This window comes from Mycobacteroides sp. LB1 (assembly GCF_013449725.1).
Taxonomy (GTDB): Bacteria; Actinomycetota; Actinomycetes; order Mycobacteriales; family Mycobacteriaceae; genus Mycobacterium.
In genome coordinates this window covers 517443-531327 of the sequence record NZ_JACCFF010000002.1, presented here as the reverse complement: position 1 = coordinate 531327, position 13885 = coordinate 517443, and the positions used below count along the sequence as shown (strand labels likewise).

Below are 13885 nucleotides of genomic sequence, written 5' to 3'. Positions count from 1 at the left end.
GTGCCGGAAAGGTGTTTGAGCGGCTAGCAAGAGCTAGGCGACGGTGACCGTTCCGGTGCAGTGGGCGAGGTTCTCGTCACTCCAGAACGAGCCGGACCGGCCGCCGTAGTCAGTGGCGATCTCAACCTGGCCGGGGCCGGTGACGACGTAGAACGTCGACGCTCCCGCCGTGCCGCTACCGTCGCCGTGCGCCTCACCGACGGCGCCGGTGGTCAGGTTTCGCCAGTGGAAGTAGGCCTGTTTGGGTCCGGCCAGCCCGTCGGTGGCGTTCATGTTGATCGTGCCGGGAATCAGCTCGCGTCGCTCATCGGCCTGGCTCGCCTGCCAGGCGCTGACGCGCACATCGCCATCAAAACAGAGCGCTACCTCACCCGACGGTGCTGCCATCGCTATCGGACAAGTGGCGAGCCCGGCGCCGAAAACGGCCAGGGCGAGGGCGGCGGCACCGCCGATAGGTAACGAACGCATGCTCGGATTATCGCTCATGTGCCGTCGATCTGGCCGGAGTTCGGAGTTACGTCGCGCCCAGCGCCGCACCGATGAGGCGCCAAAGTCGTTCGGTGATCTCGGTTGGGTCGGGGAGTGGGGTGATGCGTAGCTGCTGGGCGATACCGTGTCGGATGCCGCCGATGATGAAGGCGCCAGCGCTATCGGCGTCGATGTCAGCGGGTAACTGACCCACATTCTGGCCGCGGCGGATGTTCTTGGCGGCGTTGTGGCTGATGCGCTGAAGATAGGCGGCCTCCAGCTCCGCGAGCTGTGGGTCGAGGGCGGCCCGATTGAGCAGGACGGGGGCCAGCGGGTCTGCGACGTGATAGTCGACGAATCGGCGAGTGCGTTCCTGTTCGTGGACGTGCCAATCGGTGTCCATGTGCAGATGTTCGTCGGAGATTGCATGGACGAGGCCCTCGTAGAACTCGTCGTAAATGACTGCGAGCAATCCGCCTTTGGACCCGAAGTGATGGTAGAGCGCACCAGTGCTCAGGCCCGCTCGGCGGGTCAAGCCGCTCAGGTCCATTAGACCGCTCCCGCGGACGAGTTCGTCGCGGGCTGCGTCGATGAGTTGTTGACGTCCGGCGGAGGTGCGTGCCACGATGTGATCGTACAAAACATAATTATCTTATGTTGGAGGAGTCGCGATGAGCACAGAAGTGACGTCGTTGATGGATCTGAATGGTGATCTGGCCGGAACGTACCGACGGACCGCAAGCGGCGGCGAGTCCGTTGATCCGGCCGTCGTGGAAGTGGATTTGGCGGTGCTGCAGCGCGATGGGTACGTGATACTGCGCGATCTGCTTACCGCAGAAGAACTTGGTGAGGTTCGGGAAGCCGTTGTGCCGCTGCTGGATCTACCTGGCCGAAACCAATTTGAGGGACACACCACGCAGCGGGTGTACAGCGTGCTGAACAAGACGCGCGCTTGCGATCGGATCGCGGATCATCCCCGGGTGCTGGCCCTGTTGGATCGACTGTTCTTGCCCAACTATCTGTTGTCGATGCTGCAGGTGATCAATATTCGGCCCGGCGAGCAGGCACAGATGTTGCACACCGATGACGGCTTCTATCCGATCCCGCGGCCCCGCGCAGCCTTGGGCGCGGCGACAATCTGGGCGATCGACGACTTCACCGCCGATAACGGTGCCACCGATATCGTTGCGGGTAGCCATCTTTGGGGGGATCGTAGGCCCGACGAGGCCGGGCGCAAACCCGTGGTGATGACGGCCGGGTCCTGTGTGTTCTTCCCTGGCACGCTATGGCATGGCGGCGGAGCGAATCGATCCGATGCCGCGCGTCTGGCGCTGACGGCTCAGTACTGTGAGCCGTGGTTGCGCCCGCAGGAGGCGTTCACGTTATCCATGACTCGCGATACCGTCCGCGCGGTATCAGAGGACATTCGACGCATGCTCGGGTACAGCATCCATCCCCCGTTCATCGGACAGGTCGACGGTATGCACCCCAAACGACTGCTCGATCCGGGCGCGCAGCCTCTCTAGTGCTGATAGACGTCGTTGAGTGTCACCGTGCGCAATTGCCGTTCTCCGATGACGTCGAGCAGCTGGTGATAGACGGTGGTCACCGGAGGGTGGTTGAGGTGGCCGATGACGATTGCCTGCGGATTGAAGTACTTGCGGGCCATATCCACGATGTACTGCGGGGTCACGACCGATGAGTCCGATAGTGATCCATACCAGAGCACCGGTGGTCCATAGCCCAGGCTCTGCGCAACCGAATCTGTTGCCGCGTTGTGCTTTCCGTATGGCGGCCGGAAGAACGGCGCTGGATTGACCCCGTAGGTGTTGGTCAAGAACTTGGTATTGCGGGTCAGTTGGTCAGCGATCTGCTCGGCGGTCAGTGTCGTCAGATTCGGATGAGACCACGTGTGATTGCCCAACTGGATCTGGCCACTGTCGACCAGTGGACGAAGCAGCCGAGCATGTTGGGTCCAGCCGGCGTTCACGCCATTGACGAAGTAGGTCAAGCGAATTCCCGTATCACGCGCCAGCCGGGTGTAGGCGGCGATCACGTCGGCATCGGTGCCGTCGTCGAGGGTTAATGCAAGCAACCGCTGGCCGTCGGTGCGGGCAGGCAGCGCGGTCAAGGCGCCGCCGCCAGGCAACGGCACCCGCGCCAGCCCAGCCGGACCCGTCGCCCCGGCTGAAGTGCCGGGGTCGGCGGCCGCAGCAGCGGATTCGAGGACAGATGTACCTACTGCGGCAGCGCCTGCCAACAGTGTCAGAAACCGACGGCGGTCGAACACATCGACAGGGTAGCGCCGCAACCTGGACATCCCGCGACGCTGCTGGTGGTGTCGGGCTAACGTTTCCCCGTGATCAATTTTGCTCTGAGATCGTGCGGTCTGCGAGGGCATGCGACATTCGCACCCGAGGAACAACAGCTGCGCGAACGACTGAGGGTCGACACGCCTGCGGGGGAGGCCTGGCGATGCTTGCGTTGTGAGACGTTCGTGGTGGGGGAGCCGCGCTATCGAGGCCCGGCCGATACGGCACCCGAGATCCCACGTGGGCGGCTGCTGCGCGACCGGACCCTGATGCGGCTACTGGCCGTCGAGCGTGTGTTCCGGGGTCTGGTTATCGTGCTGCTGGCCGTCGGCGTGGTCAAAGTTCGCGGCGCACGCGAACATCTCCAACAGGTTTTCGAACAGGACCTACCGCTGATACGCCCGTTGGCCAACCAGATCGGCTGGAACCCGGACAATTCCAAGATCATTCGCCATATCGGCGAGGCATTCTCGCTGTCTTCTTCGACGCTGATGTGGGTGGCGGTGGGTCTTGCCGCGTATGCCACGATCGAGTTCGTCGAGGCCATCGGCCTGTGGCTGATGAAGCGTTGGGGCGAATACTTCGCGGTAGTCGCGACGAGCATCTTTTTGCCGTTCGAGGTTTATGAGCTCATTGAGAAGCAAACTGTTCTCAGGGTTTTGGCGCTACTGGTGAATGTCGTGGCGGTGGTCTGGCTGCTGTGGAGCAAGAGGCTGTTCGGACTCAACGGTGGCGGTAGAGCCTACGAAGACGAACATCGTGCCGAAAGTCTGCTGAGCGTCGAGCGTGCGGCGTTGACGGCAGATCCCTAGGGCCACAGCTGAACTCGATGTTCAGACACTGGTACTTCCCGCATTCACTGTGGCTTTGAAGCGACCGTAGTGCTCGACGTCCTGGGCACCGCCTTCCGAGTCCCACCGGTTCTGCGCTGCGAACGAGTCGGCCTGCACCCGTGGATCCGGGGCGTCCACAGACAGCAACCGAGCGACGGTCGCTCTATTACCCGGGGCGGCTGCGTTCATCATGGTGTTATGGGCGATGAGCGGTTCGGTCTCAGGGGGAACGACCAACAGGCTCAGAAAGGCCCCGTGTTCTCCCTGGATGCTGATGGTGTTACAAGGCTGGTGGAGTGACCAGTTCAGACGCGCCAGATTGTCGGGAAACACCATGCGCCGCGAGCCTGACATCCATTCTGAAACGCGATAACCAACTCGGTCAATCGAACCCAAGCGAACGCTGAGGACTCTGAGTAGCTGAGGCAGTTCCACCGTCAAGTCTTTGGAGTACGGCCACCATGCGCCGTCTACGTGCCCAGTGGAGGGCGCTTTCGGCTTCAAACGAAGACGAACAGCCGATCCGCTTCGTGGTTTTGAAAACACTCGATGCGTCATCTGACGCTCCTCATCTCGGCCCCAGACCCGGAGTCGAATACCTCGACGCGGTCGCGTCCAATGGATGAGCGAGTACCAAAATATCGTCGTGATTTCCAGCCTACTCCGACCTGCTGCAGGAAGAAGTAGGAAGCAAGGAACGGGTCGTCGGGTGGCTGTTTTCCCGGACTGATTGCACCGCTAAAACGAAGCCTCGCAAAGACATCCGTGACCCAAGGCGCGCAAAACCGGTAACTGTGACCCAACGCACCTATATCCGCATCCAGTGTTCACATTGCGGCGATGGTTGCCCTGTGTCACGCCGGTAGTGTCAAAGGCACATATCGCAAGGGGGCGAGGGCTGCAGATCCTGTACTGCAGTTGCAACGACCGGGGAGCCTCTGTTCGTACCGAGTCTTCCTGATGACATTGATGAAGGACGCGTGATGAAGGACGACATGTTTACCGGAATGACCGAGACGGGATGGGACCACGCACCGTGGGAGATTGAGCCAACGTTCTCGGATGAAGAGTGGGACATTCTGCTTGATGGATCGATCCCGGTTGACCTTGCGGCCGAACGGATCGGCTGCGTCGAGCATGACGTACGGAGACTGCGCGACAGCCGCAACATGCTGACGGCGGGAAGGGTCTCACCGCCCGATATCGATACGACCGACTTGACCGCGTAAGTGCTGGCGTAGCGTAGAGGGTGTCAGGCCGAGCACCACTACGGTGCTCGAACAGGCTTGACTGAACAGGACAGAGATCATGACTTCTACGATCACGTTCCAGACTCCCTACGAGAAGCGCGTTGAACTCGTGACCCAGGCGCTGATGGCGTCCTCAACGCTCGATAACGATCTCGCCAACAAAGCGGCGGTCGAGGTTTTGCGCGCGCTGGCCTCGATTCCCGAAAAGGTCCGTTAGCACTGCCAAGTCAAGATCCATTCAAACGGGCAACTACTACGAGATGCAGGTCATCTCAAGGGAATTTCAGGATTTCTGAGAACCTGTCTGGACTGTCTTCAAGAATGATGTCAGCGCCCTCCGAACCGGTCCCGCAGTTGCGGATCGTTCTCCCACCAGAGTGAGGACGGTCCCGGATCTCGCGGGGCCGAGGTTTCGAGAGCCGATGAGGCCTGGTCGAGTTCGGCGTCAATCTGTGCGGCGTGGGCCTTGTCGTCTGCGGATAGTGCCCGCATGAGCAACAGGAGGAACGGCAGCCCCAGGACATCGCCCAAGATCCAGAGGACGCCCGCGCCGATGGTCTGATCGGTGCGTAGATCTGGGCCCCATGCGCGGTGTAGCGCCAGGTAGTAGGCCGGGGCAACCAGCGAACCCTGCCACAGCACCAGGCCTAGTACGCCGTCGCCGATGGTCTCGGCCACGCTGATCACCAGCGATATCGGCTGTGGATATTTATGGGGTACTGGATCTACTTGAAGGCGCGCATAAAAGTACGTAAACCCGATCAATACCAACAATGTTCGTGTCGCCGCGGCGAGCAGACTGTGCGTGAGCGACGCCGTGTACCAGGGCGTCAGGTACAGCACCCATGGCGTGGCCAACATGGCCAGGGAGGTCGTGAGTGGGTGGGTCAACGCCCGCGCGGGTATCGAGGACAGTGCTCTGTCGAATCTGTCTAGGTCTATTGGGCGCAGTGCGTTGCGTACAACCGTCACGGGTCGACCGACGGCCAGAAAGAACGGTACGACCAGCAGCAGCAAGACAACCTGCAATGCCCGCATCCAGAACAGCACGTGCGCGTAGACGCCGATCACGCTCATACACGCCAGCACCCAGCATCCGATTCCGGAGAAGAAGCCAATCGTCCATACGGCACTGATATCTGGTTGGTGGCGCCGGGCACGGACCAGTGCCCAGCTGTATCCCAGGCCCACCGATGCAACGCACAGCGCCGCGGCCACATCGAAGTGCCATGCACGCCAAGTCATTGCCCAGGTAAGAGGCTCCGCGGGTGAGAACATCTCAGGCGATGGGATAGGGGGATCGGGTGCGCGTCCCGGTCGGGTTGAGGGCTGCGGCCGCAATCGTCACCACTGAAGTCGACAGCACGATTGCAGCCAGGACGTCGACCATCCAGTGGTCTCCGAGATACAGACGGCTTGAGGCCACCAACATCACAGCGATCACCGCCGTCAACAGTGTTGCCAGCCGTCTCCAGCCGCTGTGGTGGTGAGCGATGACTACGGCCAGCATCCCGACAAGAGCTGTGGTGCCCGTGACGTGTCCGGAGGGAAAGGACCAACCTGTTTCCGCGACCAGTTGAGCGCTACTGGGTGGACGGTGTTCTCCCACAGCCCATTTCGTCACTGCCGCAAGGCAGAACGCTGATACAACCGCCACAGCTACCGTGGCCGCAGTTCTCATCGAGTGTGTCGAACGCCAGATTGCAAGTGTTGCAATAACTGTCGCGACAGATATCGCGGATGGGCTTCCGATATCGGTGACATCGACAGCGGCCGAGGTGAGCCAACTGCGCCGGTGAATGACCATCCAGGCGAGCGTGCGGTGGTCGATGCCGGTGCCCGAGCCGTAACGATGCGCTATCACCGCCAGCCCCGCGAAGACCGCCAACAGCGCGGCGGCCAGGACCGCGGCCGCTCGCGAGCTCGTCCTTTCGGGTCGAAAGTTTCTCAAACTGAAAGTCATCGTGCCCTTCTCGTCGTTTCCGGACCGACGAGTCAGGCTAAGACCCCTACCTGCGAATCAGCTGTGGGAAGAAGCATCGGAGAGCAGCCGGTTAAGGGTGCGGCGTCCGATCAATCCGTCAGGCCGTGGCTTACCAACCATTCGTCGACGGTCATGGCGGCTGTTGCTTCGCCGAGGGCCAGGACCGCCCGGGTCTGACTATTGATCATTCGTACAGCGGTGACGCTGATGACAATCCGTTCATGTCGGGTAGCGCCGTCGACAGCGCCGTCGATGTCTGAGGGGCGGCCCACCGAGCACTGCTTGAGGAGTTCCGCAGTGTGTGCGGCGGTAGTGTCGATGTCACGCAATCGGCGTCCAGCGCGGCGACGGATCTTCTCCACGTCGATGATTCCGCTGGCCAACGCGAGGTATTTACGGCGGGATTCCGGTGCATTGTCGACGGGTGGCGTGCGCCCCTCAAGAAGCGCATTCTGCCGGTCCAGCCAGTCGGCCGCTTCACGGATTCTGTCGGAATCGTCGGCTGCCTCGAAGGCAAGATAGAAGCCCGCGACGGCGCGTCCGATCGGCGTCGACGTATCCACGGCCGGGGAGGGTGGCCGTGGCGGACGCTGAGGAGGGGCAGAATTCAACTGCAGGGAGTCAACGAGCGAAGGTAGGTCGCTCTGTGGGACATCCATCCATCTATCTTGGCAAAAAAATAGACGTTGCGTACAGAAGTTCAGACTCAAGGCAGTTGAACACCCCTGACCTGCTGCGACTAGAGTTCTTCTCGAGTCTCAACCGGCCAACGAACCACCAGGAGTTGCCAATGGCCGCCGACCGGCCCACCGCATGGCAGTACATCGCTTACTCATATGGGAAGCGCCTGCCCGACAGCATGCGTGACTGGGTGGCCAATGACCTGTCTGGCCCGGGAGCGATCCGTCGCCACATGATCCGATACGTGATTCCGCCCCACTTCCTTCTGGCTCCGTTCTGGCTCCTGCCCGGTGGGCTGCTGCTTCATACCGCGATCACGCTGCCTATTTACGTGTGGGCCATCCTGATGACCCACGCACTGAACAAGATCTGGCGCCGCCACCGGCTTGCCACACACGGCCTGGATCCCAAGCTCGCCGACAACGTCAACCGCGAGAAAAACGCACGCAAGCATGAGGCATATGCCGAGCGCTACGGTGCGCGCCAACAGACCGATAGCTACTCCAGCAGCGACCCCATCTGAGACGGAGAACCGACTTTCAGCAGTCTCCGTCCGAGAGTCGCTGGTGGAGTGTGGCCGCTCGGAGCGTCAGGTGGTTGCGCTCGGCGAGGTTGTGCGCCTGCTCGGCGGCCTCAACGTAGAGCCGCGCCGATATGGCGAGGTCGCCGGCCTGCTCGTGGAGGTAGGCGGATGATGCGGTGAACCGGGGGAGCGCCGGGTCGAGTTCGTCGAGCGCGGCGAGGCCCGCCCGTGGTCCGTCCGCTTCGCCGACCGCGACCGCGCGATTAAGCCGTACGACCGGGCTGTCGGTGAGTCGGACCAGCTCGTCGTACCACTCGACGATCTGCACCCAGTCCGTCTCCTCGGCGGTCTGCGCATCGGCGTGCAGGGCCGCGATCGCGGCCTGCGCCTGATACTCCCCGAGGCGATCGCGGGCCAGCGCGGCCTGGAGCACGGCCACGCCCTCGGTAATCAGGTCACGCCGCCACCGGCCGCGATCCTGATCGGACAGCGGCACGAGGCTGCCGTCGGCGCGGGTGCGAGCCGGGCGTCTGGCGTGGTGGAGCAGGAACAGGGCGAGCAGGCCCGCGACCTCCACGTCATCTGTAGTCGCGGCCAGCTGCCGCGCCAGCCGGATAGCCTCCGCGGCGAGGTCGACATCCCCGCTATACCCCTCGTTGAACACCAGGTACAGCACCCGAAGCACTGTGCGCAGATCCCCGGGGCGATCCAACCGGACCTCGTTCAGCATCCGTTTGGCTCGCGAAATCCGTTGGGCCATCGTTGTTTCGGGCACAAGATACGCCTGTGCGATCTGACGGGTGGTAAGGCCGCCGACGGCCCGCAACGTCAGCGCGACAGCCGACGTAGGGGAGAGGCTCGGGTGCGCGCACAGAAAGTAGAGCCGCAGCGTCTCATCCACGGACGCAACGGGTCCGGGTGGCGGATCGTCGGCGGCCAGGACTTCGCGGTGGTGCCGCGCGGTGTCGGATCGGGCGAGATCAATAAACCGACGCCACGCGGTGGTGATAAGCCAAGCCTTGGGTTCGTCGGGAGGTTGAGCGGACCCCGTCACCCAGGTTTCCCAAGCACGGATCAGTGCCTCTTGCACAGCGTCCTCGGCTGTCGCGAAGTCTGCACCGCGATGGACGAGGGCAGCCAGGACACCCGGGATCAGATCCCGCAGCTGGCCCTCGTCTACCGCGTCAGCAGCCATCTAGTCGGTGACGGTCGGCGGGGCGGTCATGAACGGCCGAACCTCGAGCCACTCGTGGATAGGTTCGCCGCCGGCGCCGGGCGCGGCGGACAATTCCCCGGCAAGCTCGACGGCGCGCTCGTAGGAGTCGACATCGATGATCATCCAGCCCGCGATCAAATCCTTGGTCTCGGCGAATGGGCCGTCGGTCACCGGGGGCTTGCCCTCGCCGTCGGAGCGGACCCAGACACCCTCCGGTGCCAGGCCCTGGCCGTCGACGAACTCGCCAGTGCCTTCCAACCGTTCCGCGAAGTCGTTCATGTATTGGATGTGCGCCTGAATCTCGGCTGGCGTCCACTGGTCCATCGGCACGCAGTTGACGGCCGCCGGCGCACCTCGATAATGCTTGAGCAACAGGTACTTCGCCATGACTTCACTCCAATCTGGTCCCTCCGGACCACTGACCCTAGTTGGTCGTTCACCCCCAGGACGGAGCCATCGCGCCGTTCTCGACATCCGCCGTTGAACTTTCTAGGCTTCTCGCTGGCTGGGCCGTCTGACCAGGCGAAACCGCCGTCAGGCGAATCCCTGGCACGCCCTTCATGATGATCACGGGCACCAAACGCAGTAACTAGCTGGCGTGCTGCCGGGCGCCCGTTCTCAGCGAAGTCTCAGCGGCTCGTGGGCATTGTTGCGGCATGTCCAATATTGATGATGCGAGCGAATCGCCTGAACAACCTGCTGATCCGAATCTCGATATCAGCGACCCGATACCGACCGCTGGCACCACCGGTCCGGCGCAGGCACCTGGTATGAGGCGGCGTGGGCCGCTCATGCGGTCGTTGACGATCGCGGGAGCTGCGGCCGCCGTTGTGGCCGTGTTGGCGCTGACATTTGGTGCGGGCGTTTGGGCCGGTAGCGAGTTCGGGGATGAGTATGGCCGAGATGGTCACGGCCATGGCGAGTCTCGTTCATACGAACGCGATGGTGCAGATCGTGAACATGAAGGTGGCGAACATCGAGGCCGCGACTCCGATGAGGTCGAACGCCGGAACGATGACGACAGTAAGTCCAGTGATGATGTACGCCCGGCTCCCGATCGTGGTGACCGGCCGTCAGCCACGTCCCCGGTAGCGCCTATGCCGATACCGCCAGTATCTGGGCGGTCTTAGCACCTGCATGATTGTTGGATGTGGTCGTTGTGCGTGATGCGGCATCCGGACACGACGGCGCGAGGTCTGGACCGATGGTGAAAGTCCGCATGGTCATGCTTGCAGTGCTCGGTCGGTTGCGGCGTTGGTGTGGTGGGATCGCGATCCGTTCGGCGCTGGTGGCGGCGGTGGTGGTGCTGGCCAGCCTGGTGATCGTGGGCGCGGCCTCGGTGGCTTTGTTGTACCGCTCGATGTGTGCTGATGTCGATGATGCGGCCAAGGCTCGCGCCGCTGCAGTGGCTGAGCGGCTGCGTAAGGAACCGCCGGATGAGCTGGAATCGGTGCTGCTGGCCACCGATCAGCGGATCGTGGCTGTTCAGGTCATCGACAGCAGCGGCGAAGTGGTGCGACGTTCGGGATCGGCATCCGAAGAGCCGTTGATGACGTTGCAAGACAGAAAATCTCGTGATCCGCAGGTGGGTGTTCCGGCCACTTCCGACGATGACATTCGGGTCGCCACCGCGACGGTCAGTGGCCGTAAGGGCCAGTACACGGTGTTGGTGGGTGGCGGTATTGAGCCGATCGAGTCGATGGTGTCGACGGTCGCGACGATGCTGGCGATCACCGCACCGGTCGTCGCCGTGGTCGCGGCGGTGGCGACGTATCTACTGGTGGGGCGGTCATTACGATCCGTGGACGCGATTCGTTCCCGAGTCACCCAGATCAGCACCTCTGATCTGGGTGAGCGTGTGCCGGTGCCTGACCGTGCCGATGAGATCTCGGCGCTGGCCGTGACGATGAACGAGATGCTCAGCCGGATCGAAGCCGGGCACGCGGCACAGCGTCGGTTCGTCGGGGACGCCTCGCATGAGTTGAGAAGCCCGTTGGCGACGGTGATTTCGGCGCTGGAGATCGCGCAGACACACCCCGAGGTGTTCGACAGAACCCTGGTGCAGACGGCGTTGTTGCCCGAGGCTCACCGTATGCAGTCGTTGGTGGAGGATCTGCTGTTGCTAGCCCGGGCCGATGAGCATGGGCTGCCGATGCGCCGCGCCGAGATCGACTTCGATGATTTGGCCGGGGTCGAGGTGGCGCGGCTTAAACGTGAAACCCCGCTACAGGTTTCGGCGCGGCTGGCGCCGGTCAAGGTGGTCGGTGATGCGCTTGGTGTGTCGCGGGTGCTGCGCAATCTTGCCGATAACGCGGCTCGGCATGCCGCCACGGAAGTCTCGATTGTGGTGCATGCCGATGGCGGCAGCGCATATCTGCAGGTGTCCGATGACGGGCCGGGTATCCCGCTTGCCGAGAGGGACCGGGTGTTTGAACGATTCGTGCGCCTGGATGCCGATCGCTCACGGCAGGGCGGTGGCAGCGGGCTCGGGTTGGCGATCGTCGCCGAAATCGTTGCCGCACATGATGGCACGGTGGACATTGGTGACCGCCTTGGCGGCGGAACGGTGATGACCGTTCAGTTGCCGTTGGCGAATTCGCCCGATTCGAGCCGATAGCCCGCACCGCGGACTGTGATGATCAAGTGGGCGCCGATCTTGCGGCGCAGATAGCCCACATACACCTCGACCACGTTGTCCGGGCCGTCGTAGTGGCTATCCCAAACATTTTGCAGGATATCGGTTTTCGTGACCGCGGTGTCTTTATTGCGCAGCAGGTATTCCAGTAGACCGTACTCGCGCGGTGTCAATGACACCGGTATGCCGGCCCGCTCGACGACCTTGCGAGTGGGATCGAGCGACACCTCGCCTGCGGTGAGCACTACCGGGCGTTTGGGTGCTCCGCGGCGCACCAGAGCGCGTAGGCGCGCGGTGAGCACCATGAACGAGAAAGGCTTTGTGAGATAGTCATCGGCGCCTAGATCGAAGGCGTCGGTCTGGTCGTAGTCGCCGTCTTTGGCGGTGAGCATCAGCACCGGAGTCCACACTTCGGCGGCCCGCATCTTGCGCAGCACCTCGTAGCCGTTGAGGCCCGGAAGCATGATGTCCAACACGATCACGTCAAATTGTTCGTTGGTGGCCTGCCACAACCCGTCCACCCCGTTGCCGACCGTGACCACGACGAACCCCTCGGCCCGCAGACCGGCGGTTACCGTTTCCGCTAGCAGCGGTTCATCCTCGACGAGCAGAACCCGCACCGTGCACCTTTCCGGGAGCCGACCTGGCCGCCGCCGTTAGTCTTACAGTCCCGGATGCGTGGTGCTCGGCGCCAGTGCAGGTTCACTCACCGATGTAGTTGCGCGCTCGTGTGCCCGCTCTTGTGCTTCGGCCACGGTTGCGGCCGCCCCGAACAGCATCAGGGCGCCAACGATCAAGGTTGCTGCTTCTCGCCGGGAATTCATGACATCTGGCCTTTCCGTAGACACCTGGTTTATCGGGTTGAAATCGCCCGGTGATGACATCAGGTTCGCACCTGGTTGCTGTGAAGACGCTGAGCGTCGAAAACCTCTTGCTTCTCAGCGGATCCTCAGCGCTCTGCGGCTACGGTGCGGACGGAAATCGTTGATACCTACGACAGACTTGGCGGGTTCATGGCTGTATCGAGTTACAAGCTTCCTCAGGTCACAGTGTTGTTCTGGGTCCTGAAGATTGCCGCGACCACGCTCGGGGAGACGGGCGGAGACTTGATCGCCCAAACCCTGGGGCTTGGCTATGCGGCCGCCTCGATCTTGTTCCTCGCGATCTTCCTGGTGAGTCTGGTTGCTCAGCTGCGTGCCCGCCAGTTTCATCCCGCCCTGTACTGGACGGTGATCGCAGCGACCAGTACCGCGGGGACGACGATGTCCGACCTGATCAACCGTGGTCCCGGCTCGGACACCGACACCGATGGCGGCCTGGGTTACGGCGTTGGGGCGGCTCTGTTGATCACCGGATTGGCCGTCGTGTTCCTGGTCTGGAAACTGACCCGCGAAACCTTCAACGTCGCCAACATCAGCACCCTGCGCGGTGAAGGGCTCTACTGGGCAGCCATCTTGCTCTCCAACACCCTGGGTACCTCATTGGGCGACTACCTTGCCGACAGCTCCGGGCTGGGCTACTGGGGCAGCGCCGCGCTAATCGGCACCATCATGGCTGCCATCCTGGCCGCCCACTATCTCACCAATATCTCCGGCGTTCTCCTGTTCTGGGCGGCATTCATCCTCACACGGCCCCTGGGGGCTACGGTCGGCGACTTCCTGTCCAAGCCGTTGGAGAAAGGCGGCTTGGCACTCGGAACCTGGGGTACTTCTGCAGCGCTCCTGGCCGCGATCATCGTCGGTATCGCCTTCGGGTACCGCAATATTCGTGCTACAGCACTCGATGGGGACCCAGAGCCGGAACTACGCGAGCTTGCCCGCGACTAGGGCTGCACCAAAATCTATGACACACTCACTCTAAGCGGCAGTGCCGCCGGGCAGGCACGGGCTGCCATGTCGATGCAGGCCCGTAATACCCACGCTCAGTCCGCAATCCGCGCGGCGAGCGGATCGTATGCCCCTCTTACTTCTCGGTTCTCTCTGA

General features: G+C 62.5%; 18 protein-coding genes and 1 pseudogene. 8 read left to right on the top strand and 11 right to left on the bottom strand.

What is annotated here, in order from left to right:
- Positions 1 to 33: 33 nt before the first annotated feature.
- Together MLB1_RS13350 and MLB1_RS13345 are read right to left on the bottom strand one after the other, a co-directional pair.
- Entirely contained in the window at positions 34 to 468 is a 435-nt protein-coding gene (locus tag MLB1_RS13350) for a hypothetical protein (protein ID WP_180750270.1), read from the bottom strand.
- A 46-nt stretch (positions 469 to 514) separates the two neighbouring features.
- Positions 515 to 1093: a TetR/AcrR family transcriptional regulator gene (locus MLB1_RS13345; protein ID WP_180750269.1), complete on the bottom strand. Its 579-nt coding sequence runs from the start codon at positions 1091 to 1093 to the stop codon at positions 515 to 517.
- A 46-nt stretch (positions 1094 to 1139) separates the two neighbouring features.
- On the opposite strand from MLB1_RS13345, the gene MLB1_RS13340 reads away from it, so the two are divergent.
- Positions 1140 to 1994, top strand: coding sequence for a phytanoyl-CoA dioxygenase family protein (locus MLB1_RS13340; RefSeq protein WP_180750268.1), 855 nt, complete (start codon positions 1140 to 1142; stop codon positions 1992 to 1994).
- Here the strand turns inward: MLB1_RS13340 and MLB1_RS13335 are convergent.
- Entirely contained in the window at positions 1991 to 2758 is a 768-nt protein-coding gene (locus MLB1_RS13335) for a polysaccharide deacetylase family protein (protein ID WP_180750267.1), read from the bottom strand. The two genes, MLB1_RS13340 and MLB1_RS13335, sit on opposite strands and share 4 nt — an antisense overlap.
- A gap of 69 nt (positions 2759 to 2827) precedes the next feature.
- Here MLB1_RS13335 and MLB1_RS13330 point away from each other — a divergent pair, with 69 nt between their 5' ends.
- Complete coding sequence (locus tag MLB1_RS13330; RefSeq protein ID WP_180750266.1) at positions 2828 to 3592, top strand: DUF2127 domain-containing protein; 765 nt, start codon at positions 2828 to 2830, stop codon at positions 3590 to 3592.
- A gap of 21 nt (positions 3593 to 3613) precedes the next feature.
- Here MLB1_RS13330 and MLB1_RS13325 read toward each other — a convergent pair whose 3' ends face one another.
- Positions 3614 to 4171 (bottom strand): DUF5994 family protein, encoded by a 558-nt coding sequence (locus MLB1_RS13325; RefSeq protein WP_219602997.1) that lies wholly within the window; start codon positions 4169 to 4171, stop codon positions 3614 to 3616.
- A gap of 425 nt (positions 4172 to 4596) precedes the next feature.
- Between MLB1_RS13325 and MLB1_RS13320 the strand changes: the two are divergent.
- Positions 4597 to 4776 (top strand): annotated as a pseudogene (locus MLB1_RS13320) (hypothetical protein); the annotation flags it as partial.
- A 145-nt stretch (positions 4777 to 4921) separates the two neighbouring features.
- A complete protein-coding gene (locus MLB1_RS13315) occupies positions 4922 to 5080 on the top strand; it encodes a DUF6307 family protein (protein WP_180750265.1) in 159 nt (52 codons plus the stop codon).
- Between the two features lie 110 nt (positions 5081 to 5190).
- On the opposite strand, the gene MLB1_RS13310 is transcribed toward MLB1_RS13315, so the two are convergent.
- The 3 genes from MLB1_RS13310 to MLB1_RS13300 form a co-directional block, all read right to left on the bottom strand.
- Entirely contained in the window at positions 5191 to 6141 is a 951-nt protein-coding gene (locus MLB1_RS13310) for a cytochrome c oxidase assembly protein (RefSeq protein ID WP_180750264.1), read from the bottom strand.
- A 1-nt stretch (position 6142) separates the two neighbouring features.
- Positions 6143 to 6826 (bottom strand): phosphatase PAP2 family protein, encoded by a 684-nt coding sequence (locus MLB1_RS13305; RefSeq protein ID WP_180750263.1) that lies wholly within the window; start codon positions 6824 to 6826, stop codon positions 6143 to 6145.
- Positions 6827 to 6936: 110 nt separating this feature from the next.
- On the bottom strand, positions 6937 to 7410 hold the full coding sequence (locus MLB1_RS13300) for a hypothetical protein (protein WP_180750262.1): 474 nt from the start codon (positions 7408 to 7410) through the stop codon (positions 6937 to 6939).
- Positions 7411 to 7637: 227 nt separating this feature from the next.
- Here MLB1_RS13300 and MLB1_RS13295 point away from each other — a divergent pair, with 227 nt between their 5' ends.
- Positions 7638 to 8051 carry a DUF5313 domain-containing protein gene (locus MLB1_RS13295; RefSeq protein ID WP_180750261.1) on the top strand — a complete coding sequence of 138 codons (414 nt, stop codon included), beginning with the start codon at positions 7638 to 7640 and terminating at the stop codon, positions 8049 to 8051.
- A 16-nt stretch (positions 8052 to 8067) separates the two neighbouring features.
- On the opposite strand, the gene MLB1_RS13290 is transcribed toward MLB1_RS13295, so the two are convergent.
- Together MLB1_RS13290 and MLB1_RS13285 are read right to left on the bottom strand one after the other, a co-directional pair.
- Entirely contained in the window at positions 8068 to 9246 is a 1179-nt protein-coding gene (locus MLB1_RS13290; protein WP_180750260.1) for a sigma-70 family RNA polymerase sigma factor, read from the bottom strand.
- Entirely contained in the window at positions 9247 to 9654 is a 408-nt protein-coding gene (locus MLB1_RS13285) for a YciI family protein (protein ID WP_180750259.1), read from the bottom strand.
- A 507-nt stretch (positions 9655 to 10161) separates the two neighbouring features.
- Here MLB1_RS13285 and MLB1_RS13280 point away from each other — a divergent pair.
- Positions 10162 to 10359: a hypothetical protein gene (locus MLB1_RS13280; protein WP_180750258.1), complete on the top strand. Its 198-nt coding sequence runs from the start codon at positions 10162 to 10164 to the stop codon at positions 10357 to 10359.
- Between the two features lie 58 nt (positions 10360 to 10417).
- Entirely contained in the window at positions 10418 to 11884 is a 1467-nt protein-coding gene (locus tag MLB1_RS13275) for a sensor histidine kinase (protein WP_371750617.1), read from the top strand.
- On the opposite strand, the gene MLB1_RS13270 is transcribed toward MLB1_RS13275, so the two are convergent.
- Together MLB1_RS13270 and MLB1_RS13265 are read right to left on the bottom strand one after the other, a co-directional pair.
- Entirely contained in the window at positions 11845 to 12522 is a 678-nt protein-coding gene (locus MLB1_RS13270) for a response regulator transcription factor (RefSeq protein ID WP_180750256.1), read from the bottom strand. The genes MLB1_RS13275 and MLB1_RS13270 overlap by 40 nt on opposite strands.
- Positions 12523 to 12564: 42 nt before the next feature.
- On the bottom strand, positions 12565 to 12726 hold the full coding sequence (locus tag MLB1_RS13265) for a hypothetical protein (protein ID WP_255485844.1): 162 nt from the start codon (positions 12724 to 12726) through the stop codon (positions 12565 to 12567).
- Positions 12727 to 12915: 189 nt separating this feature from the next.
- Here MLB1_RS13265 and MLB1_RS13260 point away from each other — a divergent pair, with 189 nt between their 5' ends.
- The gene (locus MLB1_RS13260; RefSeq protein ID WP_180750254.1) at positions 12916 to 13728 is read left to right on the top strand and encodes a hypothetical protein; all 813 of its coding nucleotides are present in this window, start codon (positions 12916 to 12918) and stop codon (positions 13726 to 13728) included.
- Positions 13729 to 13885: the final 157 nt, after the last annotated feature.